Source organism: Wukongibacter baidiensis (assembly GCF_050888315.1).
In the GTDB taxonomy this organism is placed as follows: domain Bacteria; phylum Bacillota; class Clostridia; order Peptostreptococcales; family Caminicellaceae; genus Wukongibacter; species Wukongibacter baidiensis.
Genome location: NZ_CP138202.1, coordinates 2,986,970 through 3,009,096 on the forward strand (window position 1 = coordinate 2,986,970; position 22,127 = coordinate 3,009,096).

Sequence of the window (22,127 nt, forward strand, 5' to 3'; positions counted from 1 at the left end):
GGCTGTCTCATAAGGATTTCTTATGAGTACAGCCCCGGGGTGTTTCAGAATGAGTGAAGTTCAAGGTTTTGAAATTTCAACGGTTTGGCTAGTACTGACGTACGTGCCAAGTCGGTGAATATTTCAAATAACGCAGAAATTCGCCATTCTGAGCCCCCCTTTTCGATATCCTATAAACCACTCTCGTATCTAATTTTATAGATTTCAGACTTTCTAAATTCTTGCTCATTTTTAAGATCAATTTCAAGGGTATCAATTAAGTATAATCCTGAAAATTCCTCACCCTTGATTATCTTCGCGCCATATTCAACGGCATCCCTTACCATAGTAGGAGAGAAAAGGTATGTAACTTGGTCAATACCATATTCTTCTTTATAGGATTTGAAAGTATCTAAGTTTTCTCTACGTCCACCAACACCTGTAGCTAGTTTAATATCAAGCTTTGCAGGACCATTATAGCTTGTTATTGCATCTAATACTCCCAATACAACCTCATCATCATGGGTAAAAACTGCTTTTATATCCTCAATTTCCTCCACACTACTTGTTGTTAAGAATGTTTCCATTTGTTCTTGTGCCTTAGCCCTTTGCCATCCTGTACTAAATTGTTGAACTACCACTATATTTTTATCAGCAGTCTTACTAAAACCATCGGAACGTTGTTGTGGCACAGTTGAGTTATCGCCTTTAAACTCTAATATGTTCACCTTTCCCTTTGATAACTCGTCAGCAAAGTATTCATTCAAATACTTCCCAGTCTCTTCTCCGATTGTGAAATTATCACCCATTACTTCCATTGTCGGTTTGAAGTCAGTAATTAGCCTGTCATACACTACAAGAGGAATTCCTGCATCCATAACATTTTGAGCTCCAGATCTCAATTCATCACCATTATGAGGCCATAGTACAATACAATCAACCTTTTCATTGATTAAAGTATCTAATTGATTATTTTGCTCTGAGGCTTCAGCCGAAGTCAAAAACTTGTACTCAAATCCATACTTCTCTGCATACAGTTTTGTTGCAGCTTCCGCATGTTTAATACTTTCACCTAGGAAGCCATGGGTCGCATTAGGCATTACTACCCCTAAAACCTTAGTAGCTTCACCTTTACTGCTAGTATCCGCCGCTGGCTGTTCTCCCCCACATCCTGCTAGCGAAAATACTAATGCCACCGATAATATTAGCACTACTAATTTTCTCATTAAATTCCCCTCCACACCTTTGTTTTATTACAAGAGTATTATAAATCCCCTTAGGCTATTAATAATCTCCAGTTTCAGCGCGCCTTGAACTTGGAATCTCTTAACAACCTTTAATTTTGTTAATTTAATTAATACTCTGTAAGTCAAGATAGTGATTGTTATTTCATAGTAGATTCTCTAATGATCAACTCGAAGTCCATTACAGTATTATCGATATGTTTCTCTTTATTTTGTATTTTTTCTATCAGCATCCTACACGATTGACAACCTATCTCGTACATTGGCTGTGCTATAGTAGTAATAGATGGATTCATCATATTTGCAAATTGTATATTATCAAAGCCTACAATTGCGATGTCATCGGGCACTGTTAAACCGCTTTCCTTTATGGTTTTTATTGCGCCAATGGCTAATATATCAGATACTAAGAAAACAGCATCGGGTTTGTCTTCTAATTCTAGCAACTGTCTCATTGCTCTTTGTCCCGATTCAAAATCATTCTCACCATTGATTACATATTCGGCTCTATACTCTATTCCCGCTTCATCTAAAGCCTTTTCGTATCCCTCATGTCTTAATCTTGCATACATGAACTTTTTATCAGAATTAACAAGTGCAATTTTCTTTCTTCCAATGGATATTAAATGCTTTACTGCTTTATATCCTGCTGTAAAATTATCTATTGTAACATAGGGAATATCTAATTCCTCGGAAAATTCGCAGGATTGAATTATAGGATAATTTTTAGCAACATCCCTGAGTAGTTCTATATCAACCGTCGGGTCTAATGAAATTAACCCATCTGCTAATCGGTGCTTCAACATATTAAAATAAACTGTCTCCCTTTCTGGATTAGAATCAGTCTGACAAAGTAATACACTATAGCCTGATTTTCTGGCAACATCTTCTATTCCATCGATAATCAAAGTGTAAAAAGGATTTGAAATACTCGGTAAGAGGGCTAATATCATTCTACTCTCCGATCTTCTTAGATTTCTTCCTAACATATTCGGCTCATAATTTAACCTCTTAATTACTTCTTCAACCTTTATTCTTGTCTTAGTAGCAACTGAGTTACTTTTATTTAAAACTCTTGAAACCGTAGCAACCGATACTCCCGCTTCTTTTGCAACCTTTTCTATAGTAATCATGTCTACTTTCCTCCTCGAAATGTAACGGATTACATAAATCCTATATATAGTGGTGATTCCTTAACTTATAGGGGATCACCTTCATTCAATGTAATGGATTACATATTTTATAAATATAATAACGATTCCTATTTCTATACAGAATCGCTTACATTTGTAACGGATTACATTTTAATTATATCTTCCATTTTTTTCTTTGTCAATTATAAAGTACTATTTCATAAGAAGTTTTTTGTAATGGATTACATTAGATTTCAAAAGATAAGGGACTATCTCATAGATTCTACTTATGAGTATAGTCCCAGAATTTTTTATTTCTACACTATCAAAATATCGTAATCATCAAAGGCATTATGAGCAGTAAACAATATTGATAAGGTTGCGCTAAAGTATCTTGCTATTAAAATAGCCACCATTATAGCTATCTGATATTTTATTGCAGTTATCGGTATTGCACCACCTAATATCTGTCCTGTCATCATTCCAGGTAGAGCCACTAAACCCATGGTTTCTATTGATGCAATTGTAGGGTTTATCGAAGATAGCACGGCATTTTTAAAGTAAGGCGTTAGAGCCTCGATTTTATTAGCATTCAGACTCAAAGAGTACAAGTACTCATTTTTATTTTGTCTTATTCCATTATAGAAATTATTTATACATACTATATTTCCGCCTAAACTATTCCCCAGTAACATTCCGCCAATAGTTATCATATATTGAGCACTAAATAGGTTGTCTAGTCTTATAACAAAGGTGTTAAAGAACAATAGTACAACTATATTGGGAACTATAAAGGCTAAAAATAACGGAATGATAAATTTTCTTATATCAAGTTTACAGGATTTAACCGCCGAAAAGCTTGCCACAGCTATCATAAGTGCTAGGTAACAAAAGTTTATTAAAGGATTGTTAATGTCAAAAATATATTGAAGAAAAATACCAACTAAGCTAAGTTGTATCGCCATTCTGCCTATGGCATAAAATATCTTCTTCGTTATACCTAGATTTAACTTATAATTAATTATAACCATTGGTACTATTAGAAAAATCAAGCTTGCCATAGATAAGTAAGAAATTCCTGCTGCATTCATATATCTACCACTCCTCTATTTTAACGATATCATTTTTGCTCCAAATCTTATCATGGGAGATTATTAGCATCGTCTTATCCTGTTTCAAAATATAATCCACTACCTTCTCCTTCATATCCTTATCCAATCCAGAGGTAACTTCATCTAAGAGCCACACTTCTCTATCCAAGAGTATACATATGATTAAACCTAACCTCTGTCTTTCCCCTCCTGAAAGTTGCCTTACTTCTTTTTCCATAATATCTGCTGGAAGATCAAAATATTGAGTAAGACCCAGGAATTTCTCCTTAGTAATTTCTATATGTTTGTTATATTTATAGGAAAAAATCTCAAGGAGCAAATCCCAAATCTTTTTATTCATTAGATCCACATCTTGGCTTACATAACCTATATTCCTACGAAAATATGCAAGACTATTTTTTTCTAACTTCTTATTCTCAAATAGTATTTCTCCTCCGTCAAACTTCTGAAAACCTAAAAGTAACTTAAACAATGTGGATTTACCCTTACCAGAGGGAGCACTTAAAAGCACCTTTTCACCTTTACTAACCTCCATATTAAAGTTTTGAAATACTACCTTATCCTTAAAACTTAAATTTATATCCTTAAATCGAATCAACATTATCCCTCTCTTCTTCAACTTCATGTGTCAACTCAGCAGCTTTTTTTCTTGCTTCCATTAAAACCTCTTCTCCTAATTCAGTTATCTCGTAAAACTTTATTATTCTTCCATCAACATTTTTTTCCGTTTTATATAATAAACCTTCCCTTTCCATTCTGTTCAATAATGGATATAGGGTTCCAGGGCTGATCTTATACCCATGCTCCTCTAACTCTTTCATCATCCATGTGCCGTATATAGCCTCTTTTTTAGCGTGGTAAAGTATGTGTATCTGTATAAATCCTAAAAACAGCTTTCTCAATATTTTGTCTTTCATAGTTATTTCCCTCCTTTCAAGAATATCGCATATCGATATCGCGTTACGATATCATCCTATGATATTATCATATCAATAAATATATAAACTGTCAATTATAGATAAACAGCATTAACATTTAAAATAAATTGGAAAGTAAACAATGAACGCTTTTACATTTTTTCTTTTCAATTTACTATACCTTAAAGTTGTTTATCTCGCATATTTACTTTTATAGTTTGAAAACTTACCGTTGACAATTATAAAAGTTTATTATAGTATATCTGTTAATATATATTTAAATCCTGAGAAGAGAAGAGTACTTTTTATAATGTCTTTTAGCGAGTGGGGATTGGTGTGAGCCCATAAGATTGTTAAAAAGGAAGAGAGCCTCGGAGGAGTTTTTCTGAAAAAGTATATGGCAACTTTAATGTGAAAATATTCTTTGAAAGAATGTTGAAGCCTTCATTATTTTCTGCAGAATATTTTTAGTTCTAATGTTGCATATCTCAGTAAGAAAAAACGTTGCCCACGTTAAGGGTCTTAAGTGGACTTATGATTAATGAATCATAGTCAATTAGAGTGGTACCACGGATATATCCCGTCTCTTTTTTGAGGCGGTTTTTTTATTGGATTAATAATTCAGGATAATAAATATAGAAAGGGTGTTTATTTTGAAAATGATGGTTGTTGTCTTATCTGAAATTCTAAAGGAAGGTTTTAAGAAGGCTGGATATGACGAAAGGTATGGTACCGTTACGTTATCAAATCGACCAGATCTTTGTCAGTACCAGTGTAATGGAGCGTTGGCTGCTGCAAGGGAATACAAAAAAGCTCCCTTTCAGATTGCAAACGATGTAGTTAATGCTATAGATGATATCAATTGCTTTGAAGAAATTATCGTTGTTAATCCCGGATTTATAAACATAGTCTTAAAAGATGATTTTATTATAAACTACGCAAATGAAATGTATCATGATGATCATTTGGGATGCTCACAAGCCAACGAACCTAAGACTATTATAGTAGATTATGGTGGTGCTAATGTTGCGAAACCCTTACATGTTGGGCATTTGAGGGCCGCAATAATTGGTGAAAGTATAAAACGTATAAAACGCTTTAAGGGTCATAGGGTAATTGGCGATGTTCATTTAGGCGATTGGGGCCTACAGATTGGAATGGTAATCACAGAGCTTAAATCAAGAAAGCCTGAACTCCCCTACTTCGATGAGTCCTATAGTGGCGATTATCCTATAGAACCTCCATTTACTATAGATGAGCTTTCAGAAATCTATCCAACGGGAAGTAAGAACGCCAAGGAAAATCCTGAGGTTATGGAAGCAGCTAGATTAGCTACGGCGGAGTTACAGGAAGGTAGAAGGGGTTATTTTGCATTATGGCGTCACATTCTCGAAGTTTCCGTTGAAGATCTAAAGAAAAACTATGGTAAACTCAATGTAGAGTTTGATCTTTGGAAGGGTGAGAGTGATTGCCAAGCGGATATTCCGAAGGTTGTAGACCATTTGAAAAGACAAGGCCTTACAGAAACAAGCAAAGGTGCATTAATTGTACCAGTTGAAGAAGAAAGTGATAAAAAAACCATACCACCTTTTATTGTTTTAAAATCCGATGGGGCAGCACTTTACAGTACTACAGATTTAACAACTATCTACCAACGTGTAAAGGAATATGATGTTGATGAAATCATTTATGTAGTAGACAAAAGACAAGGATTGCATTTTGAGCAGGTTTTTCGATGTGCTAAAAAATCCAATATTGCTTCTGAAGATTTAAAGCTCGATTTTATTGGATTTGGCACAATGAACGGTAAGGATGGAAAGCCCTTCAAAACCCGTGAAGGTGGTATCATGAAGCTTGAGGACCTTATTGACATCCTTAGAAATAGCGTGAAAGCTAAGCTGATTAATAGCCAGTCTCAATATGATTCAGAAACTGTAGATGATATTTCCATTAAGGTTGGATTGGCTGCATTGAAGTATGGAGATCTGTCTAATCAATCCACGAAGGATTACATTTTTGATATCGATAGATTTGCAAATTTCCAAGGTAAGACTGGCCCATACATTCAATATACTATTGTAAGAATGAAGTCTATATTAAACAAGGTAGAGCCAGAGTTTTGGAAAAAATCGGGTAAAATACTATCTCCACGAAGCATCACAGAACGAGACATCCTTTTGAAATTGATAGAATTTAATAGTATGATAGAAAGCTCCTATAGTGATAATGCTCCAAGTAAAATCTGTGAATATATTTTCGAGATAAGTAATCTATTTAATCGCTTTTATCATGAGACAATCATTCTAAAGGAAGAGAATGCAGAGCAGAAAGCTTCTTGGTTAAATTTATTAAATATGAATATCAAGGTTCTTGAAAAATGCCTTTATTTATTAGGTATTGATTCTTTAGATAAGATGTAGAATGCCTCAAAACAAATGGTTCATCTCCAAAGCCAAAATATATCTGTAAGATTATATGGGTAAGTGAAAATTATAATTGCCAGAAAGAGAGTTAACAAAATAATTGTTTAACTCTCTTTTTTGATGCTATTTCTTAATATCATCTCTGTGTTCATATCCCCAAGCACACATAAAATCTAATAACGGAACCAAGGTTTTGCCTTTTTCTGTTATGCTATACTCTACCTTCGGTGGTATTACCTTATAGTCCTTTCTATGTATTAGCTCATCATTTGCTAATTCCTTTAATTGCTGACTTAACATTTTATTAGTAACTGAAGGTATAAACCTTCTGATTTCCCCATATCTTTTTATACCATTTTTTGCCAAGAACCAAAGTATTAATGGTTTCCATTTCCCTCCCATAATAGATAGTGTGAATTCTATTCCACATTCTGAAAGAGTTAGATCTTCAATTTTTTTATTATTTTTATCCATGTCAGACTCCTCCATTTCACTAGGTTCTAAATTGATAGTAATATCCAATAAGTAACTAATAACTTTAAAGTGCGTACTTTTATTTTAACCTATATTATTTATAATAAACCTGTAAACAGAAAAAATCAAATACAGAGGAGGTCATACTAATGTTTCAAGTAAACAATCTTACAGTTGCTTTAGATTTCTTTAAGCTTATTATGGGAGAACTTATTGCATTATTTATTGGAATAAGTTTTCTAGTGGCACTACTTCAAAGATATATTTCAAAGGAAACGATAAAAAATGTTTTGACAAAACCTCATAGAGGTCTTCAGAACATACTTGGAGCAGCATTAGGCGCAATAACTCCATTTTGTTCATGCTCTACAATACCGATTTTAGTTGGATTATTTAAAAGTGGAGCCCCATTTGGAGGTACTATATCCTTTTTAATTTCTTCGCCAGTTTTGAATCCGATGATTATTATTCTTTTTCTAAAATTCTTTGGATTTAAAACAACATTAATTTATGCAGCATTCACATTTGTTTTTGCAGTTATTGTAGGGTCTTTACTAGAGAGACTTGGAATGGAGAGTCAGATAAAAAATGTAGCAATCAAAGGAGGACACGATGAAGAAGTAACCTTCGATGTTATTGAAGGTTCAACTGCAGAAAGGCATAAAAAAGTCTTTAAACTTGCTTTTAAAGATACCTTTGCACTATTTATTAAAGTTCTACCATTTTTATTTATAGGAGCAGGAGTAGGCTCATTCATCTATGGATTTGTACCGGAAAGCTTCATTGCTAAAGTTGCCGGTCCAGATAATCTATTTGCAGTCCCTGTTTCAGCAATGATTGGAGTCCCGATGTATGTGCGAACTGAAACTATGATTCCAATCGCAAAGGCCCTCAATGCATCGGGTATGAGTATAGGTGCAATAATGGCCCTTATAATCGGAGGAGCTGGAGCTAGTATACCAGAAGTGACATTGCTCAATACAATTTTCAAAAGAAAAATGGTTATTGCCTTTGTTTTATCCGTCTTTTTAGTAGCCACAATTACTGGATATATGTTCAATATTTTTAACGTGATTTAGCATGAAAACTATTGATTTAAAGGAGGTGAGATAATGAGCAAAGAAAAAAAATCCATTTTAAGTAAGATATTCAAAGGATCATCTGGCTGCAATTGTGGTGTAGAAATAGTTGAGAATGAAGATAAAAAAGCAAATCCAGACAAAGAAGATGGTAAAAAACAAGATAAGTAGCTGATTTGCTTTACAAGAGGATGTATTATAAAGAACTCTATGAGTTCAGTCACAGGGTGTTTCAGAATGAGTGAAGAACGCAGCAATTCGCCATTCTGAGACGCTTCCTTCACTTTCTTACAATCTATTATCCTACCTACTCCTTCAATCTATGTCCACTTGCACTTGCTCTAAAGCTTCTTAAAAACAAATTATAAAAGGAGTCTATTGCTTGTACATTTTCAGTCTCTCCATTTATTTTTAGTACCTCCATTACCGCTTCTATTGTACACAGATCTCCTTCTCCAGCACCTTTCCTTAAAGTAAACTGGGACTTAAAGTCTGGTTCCAATGAAATAATAGGTAGTTTTTTCAGATAGTCACTTTTTCTAAATATTCTTCGAGCTTCCTTCCATGTACCATCTATTATAATAAAGGCAGGGATTTTTCCTGTGGGTTTATATTCTACTTTTCTATTTATTGATTCTTCATCCTCTGCAGGGAATATTAAATAGGGTTCATACCTTTCATCGCTTATATTCTCAATTAACTGTTTAGGCTCCTTCGTCCTTTCCCAAAGAAAAATCTCAGTTGAATCTGGATTAACTAAATTTATTAATCTTGCAGTATTTGACGGTCTATGGAACTCTCTTTTAGTTGATAGTATCCAAATCTTTGCATTAGTTTTTATCTGCGATGCTCTGTCACAAATGCAGTTTATAACTGATAAACCACACTTATTACAACTATCATATAAACTTGTTATCTGTTTTACATTGTAATTTTGATCCATGTTTCCTCCAGTAAATATCTATTTTATATTGTCTGATTTATATCTGTATATAGAGTCCCTATTATAGATAAACAACATTAACATTTAAAATAAATTTTAAAGAAAATAATGAACGCTTCTACATTTTTTCTTTGAAATTTATTAAACCTTGAAGTTGTTTATCTTTAGAATAGTTTAATATTTATAGTTTTGCTTTTTCCTGTTTCCTGATCTAGCCATTCTTCCAGCTCTCCATTTCAGAAAAATCATTTAGATAGCTTTCTAGCTCAGGAATATTAGTAATCGGTATCTTAGTTATACTTCCATTATTATCTACTAAAATGTAATCTTCGTTTTCCTCTTCTATAGCGCTCATTGTATTATTTTCCTTGGCTAATGAGTTAAAAAATTTATTAAAAAAATCTAAATCCAAGTCCTTCTTTAAAATCCTATAGTTTCTGAATCTATCACCATTCTGGTCTAGTATTCCAATATATTTATATCCCATAGTATAAATATGTAAGAATCCGCCACCCTCTGAATCAAGTATAATACGATATGATTTTAGCGTTCCAACATCAAATTCACTTTTAAACGTTCTTCTAAGTTTATAGGATTTTATATGTTCTAATAGTAAATTGATTTTCCTAATATCCTGTGTTTCAGTTTCCTTTATTTTGATACCTAAACCGCCATTATATCTTATATTTAGGTTATTATAATTAGTTTTCAAAGTATCAGTATTAATAATCTCATCAATATCTCTTGCACGAAAAGTATAGAAAATAAAAAAGACTGCAATTATTAGAACTCCTATGATAATTTTTCTATCTATACGCCATCACCCCGTAACTCTTTTCTTATAGCCTAATTATTATTTTATCATTCTATAGCTTTTACATGCAAACTATTGGAATCTAAACTCATGCTCTCTTGTTTTAAGTAAATAAAAAAGGAAACCGATTATAGAGATTTACAATTAAAGTTATGATTGTAATCTCTATATCAACAGTTTCCTTAATAAAGTTATTTTTCATGAAATTTATGTTTAGCCACGGGGTAACTACTATTTAGTTGGATAGCTACCTTCCTTAGAAGAATAAGTCTTTTATACCCTTTTGTTTCCAAATCTATTTCTATTATGCCTTCCATGACTGCTACCTTGCCCGGTGGTAAGATTTTTGTTGTTTTGCATTTCTTCATTATCTACTGCTCCAATTTCTCCAGCAAGCTCATATGCCATTTCTTTGAAGAAATTTTCCAGGTTACTTTTTCTTTTGCCTCTTCTTTTCACTAGAATCACCTCGTCTGTATTTTTTACTTGATTTCTTCCTGTATACGAGGTAAATTTTGGATTTCAAGTGCGAATTATATGTTTCAAATACTGAAAGGTGATGGAAAAAGTTAATTGATTCTTTTCCAATCTGTTTAAAAGATTTCCTAGTTAATCCTTACTAAGGTTTTACTTCCTTCCTCAATGATTATTTCCTTAGTTTTAGTACAAGCAACTAGATCTGACATGGTTTCCATCAAATGATTTATATTATTATCGGTTACTACTTCAATCTTATTTATACTTTCCTTTAATGACATATTTCTCTCAGACTTATATTTCCTTGCTTCCATTAATATTTTCTTAAGAGTTTCTCCAAAACTTAAAATATTCTCGTCAATTGTATCTGCCTGTTCCCACAATTGTTCATGAAGCGATATAGTATCCTCATAGTAAACAAAGTATGCACTAAAAATTTCTTCCGTAATGTGAGGTACATATATAGCATACAACTTTAAAATGCCTAGACATACCTTGTATAATGCATATTGTGCTGAAATACGATTTTTCTCTCCGTAGATTTCCGGTTTGTATAGTCTATCCTTTACTAACTCCAAGTAGTTGTCGCAATAATCCTTCCAAAAGAAATCATCAATAATTTGCCTTGAAATACCTATTTCATATTTATTTAGACTATCACTAGCCCTTCGCGCTGTATCATTATACTTTTCTATTATCCATCTATCAGCTGGTAGTATATACTCTGGTATGGCACCTTCATAGTCCTTTAAATGCATTAAAGTAAACTTTGCAGCATTCCATAGCTTTGTCATAAAACGCTTTGAGTTCTTTAATTCATCTTCCGAGAACATAGTATCAGTTCCTAGCTTTGCAGTTGCAGACCAGTATCTAACAGCATCTGCTGAATATTCCTTTATCAGCTCAGGTGGTGATAAGCGTGAGTTTTTCTTTGACTTACTTATTTTTTCTCCTTTTTTAGCTAATACAAACCCACATACCATGATATCCTTCCATGGTATTTGTCCAGTGTTGTAGATACTTTTTACTATTGTATAAAATGCCCAGGTTCTAATTATTTCATGGGCTTGAGTCCTCATACTCATAGGAAGTAACTTTTCACTCATATCACCTTCTTCATTCCATTTAGCATTTATCAATGGCGTAACTGAAGAAGTCGCCCATGTATCTAATACGGCTGTTTCAGGTATAAACTCCTGGCATCCACAGCTACATTTTTCTCTAGGACTATCTTCTAATGGATTAATAGGTAGGTCTTCTTCCCTTGCTAAAATGTATTTCCCACACTCACTGCAATACCAGAGGGGAAATGGTACTCCAAAAAAGCGCTGTCTTGAAATACACCAGTTCCATTTTAGGTTCTCTACCCAAGTTATATAGCGATTTTTCATATATTCGGGATACCAATTTATTTCATCAGCGGCCTTTAGAAAATCCTCCTTAGAACTTAAAATATCTATATACCATTGTCTCGAAGGAATGATCTCTATTTCACTTCCACATCTTTCGTGGGTAGATACTGCATGAACTATAGTTTCACTTTTAATTAATAGGTCATTATCTGATAATATCCTAATAATCTCTTTTCTAGCCCAATTTATCTCAAATCCGCTAATGTACGGCACATTTTCATCTATTGTTCCATCAGAACCAATAACCTTTTTATAGGGTAAATCGTATTTTTTGTACCACTCTAAATCCACTGTATCACCAAAGGTACAACACATTACAATCCCTGTGCCCTTATCTATCTGCGCATTTTCATCTGCTAATACAGGTACATCAAAGTCATATAAGGGAACTTTGGCCTTCTTACCAATATATTTCGTATATCGTGAATCTTCAGGATGTACAAAAAGCGCAACACAGCCATAGAGTAGTTCTGGTCTAGTTGTAGCTATATATACTGTCTCATCTTCAATATAAAATGGTATCCAGTTAAAGGTAGAGTCTATATCCTTTGATTCTAGCTCGGCTTGTGCTATAGAAGTCCGGCAATGGGTGCACCACAATACTGGGCTATCTTCTGCATAGGCCTTTTCCTTCTTTACTAGGTCAATAAAGGATTTTTGTGAAATCCTTTGTGCTAAAGGACTTATTGTTTTGTATTCTAAGTTCCAATCCACACTGAATCCTAGGGACTGCCATAATTCTTTAAATATTTTTTCATATTTTTCTGTAGTTTCTAAGCATTTCTCTATAAACTCACTTCTAGGCATATCCCTTGCAATAATTCCAAGCTCTCTTTCTACAAGTCTCTCTGTAGGTAATCCGTTGTCATCAAATCCAAAGGGATAAAACACGTTCTTTCCTTGCATTCTCTGATACCTAGCAATCATTTCAGCCTGAGTGTAAGAAAAAATATGTCCTATATGGAGTTTTCCACTAACTGTAGGTGGCGGGGTATCGATAGAATATATTTCCCTGTCATCATCCATTTTAAAGGAATAAATATTATTTTCCTCCCAAAATTTTTGAAGCTTCTTTTCTGTTTCAGCGTATTTATACTTTTTACCTAACATTTTAAAACCTCCTATAAAGATTTCCTAGTGAAACTAAATTTGTATATATCAAGATATTCGATGATTCTTGGGATTTTTGATCTGTATAAGTTGAAGTTTTCACTGGAATCTCTGTATTTTTTCTAGGCGCCTAGAAGTTTATATTTTAATGCCGGCAAAACAAAAATCCCTCCGTCCTATCATTAGGACGAAGGGATGTAATCTCCGCGGTACCACCTAAGTTTGTGTAAATACACACTCTCAATATATAGTACGAGATAAAAATCTTTATCCGATACTACTTCCCCTTTAACGGTGGGACTCCGGCGAAGTCTACTCTCTTATGATTTCGGTTCACAACTCAGAGGCTACCTTCCATAAACCCTTCATGGAGAATTTCCACCAACATCTCCTCTCTATGACTCAGGTGATTATGTACTCCTCCTCATCAAAGTCTTTAAATCTTATTAGCTTAAATATTGTTACAGACATTATATAGCCGCCTAAAAGTAATGTCAAGAAAAACTTATTTAATATTTTCAAAAGAAATTGTATATAGTTTTTCTTTTTTAGTACATATTATTCAAAAGTTTATTTTTTGATAATCTTATATAAAACATGTTTACACAATGGATGATTCTCATCCAGTTTCGGATGTAGGAATTCACCTTCATAATTCATACCTAGCTTTTCCATTACTCTCATTGAAGGTTTATTTAAAACAGCTGTAAATGAAACGATCTCAGAAATCCCTAGGTCAGTAAAAGCATAGTCTAAACAAGCTTTTGCACCCTCAGTGGCATATCCATTTCCCCAAAACTCATTACTTAGTCTCCAACCGATTTCAACACATGGTGTAAATTCAGCTTCAAATCCAGGTATTTTTAAACCAATGAATCCAATAAATTCTTTACTTTCCAACAATTCTACAGCCCATAATCCAAATCCATGCTTGTCAAAATGTTCATTGATTCTTTCTACTAATGAGTTACTTTCTTCTACTGTAAGTGTGCTAGGAAAATACTTCATGACCTCTGGATTCATGTTCATCTCAGCAAATGGTTCTAAGTCAGATTCCTTCCATCTTCTCAGACCCAACCTAGATGTTCTCATTATATATTCCATACTATTTCTCCTCCTTGTCAACTTCCGACTCGTTCTTTGATCTATTAAAACACCCTATCTATTAATAGTTACCATCTTCCTGTTATATTCTATTTAGACCAATAGAAACCTCTATAATATTTCAGAAAAATTCGTTCTTTACTAGTCTCAATCAAATAATTCTCAACCCATCTAAACTGATTGACATCAAACTATCTTGTGTTTTTCTAGCACCTCAACGAAGGCATTGCTTTCTATCCTTGATCCAATTACAGGTGACCATTTATTAAAAAACCACTCTAGATAGTGTTTATAACCCTTCTCTTTCCAATTTTCTATTAGCCCAATATTTCTTTTCTCATCATCATATTCTTCTATAATCCTCATAACTTCATTATCCGATGGCTTTTTATACTGATTGTCATGAAAAATATGATTTAGATCTATCCTGCCCTTCTGTTTTCTATTGTCTGTCTTAGAATACCCAAGACAAACTGCTATCATTGGCAAAACATAATTTTGCGGTATATTTAATTTATCAAAGGCTTTCTCAAGCTTATTATGATATATTTCATTTGTTATAAGAGTATCTATTCCAAGTGAATTGGCTGCAAGTATCGACGATTGTGCTAACATACTTATATCTATTAAGGCTGTAGTAAACTGCATCATATATTGACTATCAAAATCGCAATCAAGCAGCTCTGAACATCGATGCAACCTATAGAAATCAATACAGAATATTAAAACCATGTCACCTGCTAAACCAAGAGTATTAACTTGATTCTTATCTAGAATAATAACGGAGTATGATTGACGATTGGATGCATCAGCAGTTTTTAGAATAGACGCCTTAATGATCTCAATATCTTCCTTTCTAATTTTTCTAGTAGAAAATTGATTCTTCCGGGTAGTTCTCTGTCTTTCTAGTAATCTCAGAACAGTATTCATAATTTCCACCTCATTTTAGTTCGCAACCGAACTATTTATTTAAAAAAATATTAATCAAAATTATTGCTTACTCTGTCTAACATTTCTAGAAAAATATATATTTCCATATCTGTAAATCCTTTAAAAAACATGTTTATAACATTATCTGAAATCTCTTCAAAATAAGGTTTGATTCCCCATCCCTTTTCAGTTAATATTATAAAACTATATCTTTTATCCTCGGATGATTGTTCTTTTTTAACATATTCAAACTTAATTAGCTTATCTATTAACTGCGTAACTGTAGATTTAGACCGATTTATCCCCTCAGCAATTTCCTTCATTGTTAATTTTCCTTCATTTCCATATAGTATATTCAAGATATTGCCATGCGATACTACAAGTCCCTCTATCCCATACCTTACAAGTTCAGATTCAATATAGTCAAATACTTCCCCACGTATTCTTGTTATCATTGAAATTGCTTGATATTTATTCATTGTATTTTCCCTTCTTTTATTCTTAATTTCATTATAGTACGTAATCGAACTGTTTTCAAGTTAGATGTTATTCTCTATTCATATTTTTGTATTTTATTTATTTTCATACTATAAAAACAAAAAATCCTTTCGTTCTATTCTCTAGTACGAAGGGATTTAATGCTAAAAAAACTTACCTAATAATTTTTATAGAAATTTAAACATTGAAAAGGACACAGCTTGTCCCTTCCCTCTAATTGGACCAGTTTGTAACTACAGCTCCATCTTTATCAGTAAAATTACCAACTATAATCATAATAAAGTCTACTAGAGTCCAAATTCCTAATCCTCCAAATGTTACTATTTGTAAAATAGCCGTTCCAGTTTTTCCTACATAAAAACGATGTGCACCAAAACTACCTAAAAAGAAACATAATAATAAGGCCGCTGTTCTACTCTTTGTAGATTCCATAAAATCTTCCTCCTACTGTAATTTTTGAAAACTTTATATTAACATTGAAATTATAGCATAAATTGGTATAGATATAAATATCATATTTCGACTTTTTTCTCAATTTTTCTTGGTTCTTGGAGATATACTCTAAGAGAGGTTATTCAGTTCCATCGATGATCAACGCAACTACTAATGGACTATGTAGATTTGATATATTACTTTCTATATTATTCGCTTCTACCTATTCCTATAAACCGCCTCTTATGTTGGCGAATTAAAAACAGGCCAATCTATGACCTGCTTTACAAAATATTAAATACTTACTTAAAATCTTTAAATAACTTGCTAGTTTGTATTCCCTCATTGTTTTGATATTTGCCACTTGAATACTTTTCAAATTCTCCTTGAATTGTATGGTAATATATCTGGCAAATTTCCACCTCGGGATAAATCCTTATGGGCTGTATGCAATGTATTTCTAAGGTCCAATAACCACTAAAACCAACATCTCCAAATCCAGCTGTAACATGAATGTACAGTCCAAGTCTTCCAATTGAAGATCTTCCTTCAAGCATTGGTACATAATTTTCTGTTCTTGTATACTCAAGGGTTCTACCTAGGTACAGCTTTCCAGGCTCTAAAACTAAGCCTTCTGGTGGAATTATGATTTTTTTGGCTTTGTTATCCTTTTTCATATCTAGCACTTCTTCTTCATAAACTACTAGTTCATTATGCAATCTTAAATTGTAGCTGTTTGGATTTAATTGATCATCACTAAATGGTTCAATGAATATATCTTTTCCAACTCTATCCTTTATTTCTCTTCCTGATAAAATCATCTTTTTTCCCCTTTTCTGTTATATGGGTTTATGGCTTCAAATACTAACTTTTTTATATATTAACTGCATCCAGTAGTGCTCCCACAGTTTAGACAAATATGGCAGGTACCATTAGGAACCATTGACGTACTTCCGCAACTGGAACAAGTAACCTCCCTATAACCTTCAGGCACTGTTGCTTCTGACTCTATTGTAACTGCTAGTTCCATTTCTCTTTTAAATCTCATCTCTTCGTATTTTTCTTTAAGATTTTTTGCAAAATCTAGGAGTTCAACATAAGACATATCCTCTAGACCCTTTTCGCCATTGCCTTTAGATGAATTTAGTGGTTGGCTTGCTTTGCATCCGTCTCTATAAAGAGCTATACATTTTACACCAAGCTCCCATGATTTTATATGTACATGGTCAAAATCTTCTATTGTTGCACTCCTCGGTAAATTGACTGTCTTGCTTATAGCCCCTGATACAAGTGGTGTTAAAGCTGCAACATATTTCACATGCCCCATAGGCTCTATAGCTCTTTTACCCGTTCCGCATATATTAGCAGTATCAAATATTTTGTAGTGTTCTTCCTTTAGATGGGGAGCCCCTTCAATTTTTCCATCGGAAATTTTTTCAAAGGTGTATCCATTTTCAGTGACACTTTCCTTCCTTAATACATAGTCCTCAATATCCCTAATCTGATAAGATGTATAACCAAGTCTTTGAAGGGCTGCTTTAATATATGGATTTACTATCTGCATAAATCCTCCACCCACTAATTTTTTGTATACAACATGGGCAAAAAATGGCTCAATACTTGTAGTGGTACAGTCCATAGCGAGGGAAATAGTACCTGTTGGAGCAACAACTGATACCTGTGCATTTCTATATCCATATCTTTCACCAGACTCAATAGTCTTTAGCCATACATTCTTTAAAGTGTTACTTAAATCCTTAAACCCTTCAGACTGCAATAAATCATGATCTATCATCAATGGTTTGTAGTCTAGGTCTTCAAATTCTGTTTCTATAGCTCCTGCTGCACGACAATGATTCCTCAAAACCCTAAGCATATGCTCTCTATTTATTTCATACTTTGGAAAGGCTCCTATTTTCTTGGCCATTAAGGAAGATACATAATAGGACTGTCCCGTAATAATCCCCATTAACGTTGCTCCAATTGCCCTTGCTTCATCGGAATCGTATGGATGGCCCATCAGCATGTGTAGGGCCCCTGTATTGGCAATTCCAAGTCCTGTTGTTCTAAAGTAATGGCTTCTCCTTGCTATATCTTCCGTTGGAAATTGTCCCCAATGAATCGTCGCTTCAAGAACTATTTGAACTAGCGCTATAGTATGTAAAAATCCTTCTATGTCAAACTTATTTTCTTTATAGTCATAAAATTTAACCGAATTGATACTTGCTAAGTTACAAGCTGTATCATTTAGGAAATGGTATTCACTGCATGGATTTGAAGCCTCTATATTTTCTCCATTTCCCTCTTCTCCCATTGGACAAGTATTCCAAGAATTTATTGTGTCATGAAATTGTGGTGCCGGGTCTGCACATCTCCATGATGCATGGTTAAACTCCTTCCATAGCTCCTTAGCATTAGTTTTCATGTTTATACCTGAATCAGCTCTCCCCTTAAGTTCCCAAGAAGAATCTGATTCAAATCCAGTTACTTTCTTCATAAATTCATGTGTAAATCTAACGGAATTGTTTGAATTTTGGCCCGATACAGTTTCATAGGCTTCTCCATTAAAATCAATGTCATAACCCATCTTGCCTAAGGCTTTTACCTTGTCCTCTTCTCTTGCTTTCCATCTTATAAATTCATAAATTTCAGGATGTTCTACATCTAGACAAACAATCTTTGCTGCCCTTCTAGTCGTTCCGCCACTCTTTATCGCTCCAGCATTTCTATCAAAAACTTTTAAAAAGCTCATTAATCCCGACGAAGTTCCTCCGCCGGATAGCTTCTCTCCCCTCGCTCTAAGGGAGCTGAAGTTTGTACCAGTCCCTGAACCATGTTTGAATAGTCTTGTCTCCGTTACCAGTTGATCGGAAATTGACTTTTCTCCTAGCAAGGAATCATTAATACTTGTTATAAAACAAGCACTTCCTTGGGTTCTAGTATAGCTATCCTCAGACATCATTACCTTATCTTTTTCTATATCATAATAATAGTGTCCCTCGGCTTCCTTATGTATTCCATAGGATCTCTTTAGTCCTGTGTTGAACCATTGTGGACTATTTGGTGCAAATTTTTGAGACAGCATCATATAAGCAACTTCATCATAAAATATGTCTTTATTATTCTCATCAAGTAACCCGTCTGATAGTGCACTTGCAGTCCAAAAATCTACTAAACGATGTACTACTTCCTTTAATGATCTCTCATACCCATATTCATTGGATACTCCTGCTTTTCTGAAGTATTTGCTTGCTATTATATCGCAAGCATTTTGGCTATAGGTTGTTGGAAATTCTAAATTTCTCATATCGCATAGGGTTTTTCCCGTTTTGTAATCAAATAGTTTTACATCTACTTCCTTCCAATCAAAAAGATCATAAACCTTTATGTGAGGATTAATTTCTAACTCCTTAGTATAATATCTTTTAACAAGCTTCTTTATCTCCATGAAGATATCTCTCCTTTATCTACATTCTCACCTTTCAAATAGTACACAATATATTGTACCCTGAACCCGCAGCTGATAATCATAAATACCAGATAATGATTTTCAGTATCGTGTATATTATTATATAAGATTTAAGCTCCGTTTGCATTATTTTTTTATAAAAAATTTTAATATTGAGCTTTGAGAACTATAGATAGATTTTGGTGACATCATTCCTTATGTTTTAATAGAACTTCATGTTAGAAATATTGTTCTTTAATAGATACTTATTAGCACACTTTATCATTTATATTTATCTCCACGAAATCCTTCATACCACTTGTCTCTATTAATCTCTTCCATTAAGAAGGTGATTAGTACAAACTTGTACAAACAAAAATACATATGTTAAAATTAAGTGTTGTAGTAATGTACTAACATTCTAGATTAAATTTACCAACAAAATCACAAATTATATATCACAAGATTTTTATTATATAAGTCTTGTGAATATGGAGGGACAGCAATGAGTCAGATTGGAATGGGTATTCTACATTTAATTATTTCGCTATCAATGCTAGTGATCCTATTACTAGCTTGGAAAAAGAAAAGTTCGACATCTTACAATTTATTTTTATTAGTTATTTCATCTACAATAATATGGAATTTTTCTAATGCAATGTCATACCTTTCTAGTACCGATAAAGCAATGATTTTTTGGCATGAATTCAAGTTTTTAGGAGTGATTCCTATTCCTTTATTTACTTTACTATTTGCCTTGAAGTACTGTAAAAAAGATCATTTGCTATCTAAGAAACTAGTCTATATACTTTGTATATTGCCCATTACGTTTCTTTTCTTTGTATTTACAAACCCGTTCTTACATTTGTTTAGGAAATCTATCGAGATCATAAATTTAGAAACTATGACAATAGTGGTAACTGAAAATGGCATAATCTTCTGGCTTAATACTATCTATGCCTATGCAAGCTTACTTGCATCATCCATTCTATTAATTAATAGATTTTATGAGTTGCCTAAGTATTATAGAGGACAGGTAGGCGTTATGCTGATTAGTATGTTACCACCTTGGCTGATAAATATTAATTACATTTTCTCGTTTTTAGATGAAAATCTAGATTTAACATCAATATCCTTTGTTTTAACTGGATTGATTATGTACTGGGCATTGTTTTATTATAGCGTTCCTGAGATTATTCCTATTGCAAGGGATTTAGTTGTAGAAAATATGCAGGATTTAGTAATTGTAACGGATATTAATAGTAGAGTGCTTGATATAAACTTAGCTACTAAAGAGTTAGTCAAAAAAAGTAATATAAACATTCTAAATAGGTATTTCAAAGATTCGCTGAATGTTGTCTTAAAAGATAACAATGCTAAATTATATGAAACGGAGAATGGTACAGAGGTTGTTATAAATAATGATGAAGGTCAATTATATTATTCAATGCAGGAATCACCACTGTATGAAAATGAAAACAAACTAGGCTCAGTAATTGTATTTCATGATATTACTAATCTTAAAAGGATGATGAATAAGCTACAGACAATGGCAACTACCGATCAACTAACAGGCCTTAACAACCGCATTTATATAGATAACTACTTAAAGGACCTTAGTGTCCGTGATCATCTTCCCATAGCTATAATCAAAGGTGGAATCAATGGTCTTAAAATGATAAATGATGCCTTTGGTCATGATGTAGGGGACGAGATTATTATTAAGACAGCTGAGATTTTAAGGAAGCATACCGGTTCCATTGGTACTATATCAAGAGTCGGCGGAGACGAGTTCGCAATTATTTTATATAATTCAGATGAAAATATGACAAATCAGCTGCTTGAAAGAATTAAGTATGATTGCAGTATGAATAGTGTTGGTTTAGCAAAGCTAAGTATTTGCTTTGGATATAGTCTCATGGAATCCGCTGACGACTCTATATTTGAACATGTTAAGCAGGCAGATAATACTATGTATCGAAAAAAAATGATGGAAAGTAAAAGCACTAAAAGTTCAATTATAGAATCCTTAAAAACAGCATTAGAGCAAAGTGATTTCGAAACTAAAGCCCACGCGGAGAGAACTCAAAAAATGGCACTAAAACTCGGAAGAAAAGTTGGACTGAAAGATAATCAAATTAATGATTTATCAATGCTTGCAATACTACATGATATAGGTAAAATCGCCATTCCTCATCATATACTAATGAAGCCGAGCAAGCTCACTGATGAAGAATTTGAGATTATTAAAACCCACACTGAAAAGGGATATAATATAGCCTTGTCATCTCCAGATCTCGTAAATATTGCGCATGGCATATTGCATCATCATGAAAGATGGGATGGAAGAGGTTATCCAATGGGATTAAAGGGAGAAGATATTCCTATAGAATCGAGAATTATTAGCATCGTTGATTCCTATGACGTTATGACAAATGAAAGGCCTTACAATAAACCTATGACTGAGAAATCTGCTATAGAAGAGCTTAAAAGATGTAGAGGAACACAGTTTGATCCAAACTTAGTGGACATTATGGTAAGTCTACTTGAAGTAGCTGAATGTGAAGGTGCCTAAAAACAAAATCAAGTTTGATATAT

General features: G+C 33.4%; 20 protein-coding genes and 2 other annotated features. Of the genes, 4 read left to right on the forward strand and 16 right to left on the reverse strand.

The genetic code is table 11. The features are described from left to right. Positions 1–170: 170 nt before the first annotated feature. From R9X47_RS13620 to R9X47_RS13640, 5 genes are all read right to left on the reverse strand, one after another. Positions 171–1,205 carry a sugar ABC transporter substrate-binding protein gene (locus tag R9X47_RS13620; protein WP_432667412.1) on the reverse strand — a complete coding sequence of 345 codons (1,035 nt, stop codon included), beginning with the start codon at positions 1,203–1,205 and terminating at the stop codon, positions 171–173. Positions 1,206–1,363: 158 nt separating this feature from the next. Next, positions 1,364–2,356, reverse strand: a complete 993-nt coding sequence (locus R9X47_RS13625) for a LacI family DNA-binding transcriptional regulator (protein WP_432667413.1) — start codon at positions 2,354–2,356, stop codon at positions 1,364–1,366. Between the two features lie 317 nt (positions 2,357–2,673). Next, positions 2,674–3,447, reverse strand: a complete 774-nt coding sequence (locus tag R9X47_RS13630; RefSeq protein ID WP_432667414.1) for an ABC transporter permease — start codon at positions 3,445–3,447, stop codon at positions 2,674–2,676. Between the two features lie 4 nt (positions 3,448–3,451). Continuing rightward, entirely contained in the window at positions 3,452–4,069 is a 618-nt protein-coding gene (locus R9X47_RS13635; RefSeq protein ID WP_432667415.1) for an ABC transporter ATP-binding protein, read from the reverse strand. Next, positions 4,053–4,385 (reverse strand): PadR family transcriptional regulator, encoded by a 333-nt coding sequence (locus tag R9X47_RS13640; protein WP_432667416.1) that lies wholly within the window; start codon positions 4,383–4,385, stop codon positions 4,053–4,055. Before R9X47_RS13640 ends, R9X47_RS13635 begins: the two co-directional genes overlap by 17 nt. Positions 4,386–4,662: 277 nt before the next feature. Continuing rightward, positions 4,663–4,976, forward strand: a binding site (T-box leader). Between the two features lie 62 nt (positions 4,977–5,038). Between R9X47_RS13640 and argS the strand changes: the two genes are divergently transcribed. Further along, positions 5,039–6,805, forward strand: coding sequence for an arginine--tRNA ligase (gene argS, locus R9X47_RS13645; protein ID WP_432667417.1), 1,767 nt, complete (start codon positions 5,039–5,041; stop codon positions 6,803–6,805). Positions 6,806–6,931: 126 nt separating this feature from the next. Here argS and R9X47_RS13650 read toward each other — a convergent pair whose 3' ends face one another. Further along, the gene (locus R9X47_RS13650) at positions 6,932–7,282 is read right to left on the reverse strand and encodes a winged helix-turn-helix transcriptional regulator (RefSeq protein ID WP_432667418.1); all 351 of its coding nucleotides are present in this window, start codon (positions 7,280–7,282) and stop codon (positions 6,932–6,934) included. Between the two features lie 149 nt (positions 7,283–7,431). Between R9X47_RS13650 and R9X47_RS13655 the strand changes: the two genes are divergently transcribed. Beyond that, positions 7,432–8,361: a permease gene (locus R9X47_RS13655; protein ID WP_432667419.1), complete on the forward strand. Its 930-nt coding sequence runs from the start codon at positions 7,432–7,434 to the stop codon at positions 8,359–8,361. A gap of 33 nt (positions 8,362–8,394) precedes the next feature. Further along, positions 8,395–8,532, forward strand: a complete 138-nt coding sequence (locus R9X47_RS13660; RefSeq protein WP_432667420.1) for a hypothetical protein — start codon at positions 8,395–8,397, stop codon at positions 8,530–8,532. Between the two features lie 136 nt (positions 8,533–8,668). On the opposite strand, the gene R9X47_RS13665 is transcribed toward R9X47_RS13660, so the two are convergent. The 10 genes from R9X47_RS13665 to R9X47_RS13710 all read right to left on the reverse strand — a co-directional run bounded on the left by R9X47_RS13665 (position 8,669) and on the right by R9X47_RS13710 (position 19,529). After that, positions 8,669–9,304, reverse strand: coding sequence for a tRNA-uridine aminocarboxypropyltransferase (locus tag R9X47_RS13665; RefSeq protein WP_432667421.1), 636 nt, complete (start codon positions 9,302–9,304; stop codon positions 8,669–8,671). Between the two features lie 211 nt (positions 9,305–9,515). Next, complete coding sequence (locus tag R9X47_RS13670; RefSeq protein WP_432667422.1) at positions 9,516–10,016, reverse strand: hypothetical protein; 501 nt, start codon at positions 10,014–10,016, stop codon at positions 9,516–9,518. 375 nt (positions 10,017–10,391) lie between these two features. Next, positions 10,392–10,577, reverse strand: a complete 186-nt coding sequence (locus R9X47_RS13675) for a hypothetical protein (protein WP_432667423.1) — start codon at positions 10,575–10,577, stop codon at positions 10,392–10,394. A gap of 146 nt (positions 10,578–10,723) precedes the next feature. Then, positions 10,724–13,117, reverse strand: coding sequence for a valine--tRNA ligase (locus R9X47_RS13680; RefSeq protein WP_432667424.1), 2,394 nt, complete (start codon positions 13,115–13,117; stop codon positions 10,724–10,726). Positions 13,118–13,297: 180 nt separating this feature from the next. After that, positions 13,298–13,557 (reverse strand) — a binding site (T-box leader). Positions 13,558–13,687: 130 nt separating this feature from the next. Further along, positions 13,688–14,221 carry a GNAT family N-acetyltransferase gene (locus R9X47_RS13685; RefSeq protein WP_432667425.1) on the reverse strand — a complete coding sequence of 178 codons (534 nt, stop codon included), beginning with the start codon at positions 14,219–14,221 and terminating at the stop codon, positions 13,688–13,690. Between the two features lie 186 nt (positions 14,222–14,407). Further along, positions 14,408–15,151, reverse strand: a complete 744-nt coding sequence (locus R9X47_RS13690; protein WP_432667426.1) for a hypothetical protein — start codon at positions 15,149–15,151, stop codon at positions 14,408–14,410. 50 nt (positions 15,152–15,201) lie between these two features. After that, positions 15,202–15,630 (reverse strand): MarR family winged helix-turn-helix transcriptional regulator, encoded by a 429-nt coding sequence (locus R9X47_RS13695; protein ID WP_432667427.1) that lies wholly within the window; start codon positions 15,628–15,630, stop codon positions 15,202–15,204. Between the two features lie 232 nt (positions 15,631–15,862). Beyond that, entirely contained in the window at positions 15,863–16,081 is a 219-nt protein-coding gene (locus R9X47_RS13700) for a TM2 domain-containing protein (protein WP_432667428.1), read from the reverse strand. Between the two features lie 302 nt (positions 16,082–16,383). Then, positions 16,384–16,902, reverse strand: coding sequence for a dCTP deaminase (gene dcd / locus R9X47_RS13705; protein ID WP_432667429.1), 519 nt, complete (start codon positions 16,900–16,902; stop codon positions 16,384–16,386). Between the two features lie 59 nt (positions 16,903–16,961). Then, positions 16,962–19,529: a vitamin B12-dependent ribonucleotide reductase gene (locus R9X47_RS13710; RefSeq protein ID WP_432667431.1), complete on the reverse strand. Its 2,568-nt coding sequence runs from the start codon at positions 19,527–19,529 to the stop codon at positions 16,962–16,964. Between the two features lie 505 nt (positions 19,530–20,034). Here R9X47_RS13710 and R9X47_RS13715 point away from each other — a divergent pair. Next, the gene (locus R9X47_RS13715) at positions 20,035–22,104 is read left to right on the forward strand and encodes a histidine kinase N-terminal 7TM domain-containing protein (protein WP_432667432.1); all 2,070 of its coding nucleotides are present in this window, start codon (positions 20,035–20,037) and stop codon (positions 22,102–22,104) included. The last annotated feature ends 23 nt before the right edge of the window (positions 22,105–22,127 follow it).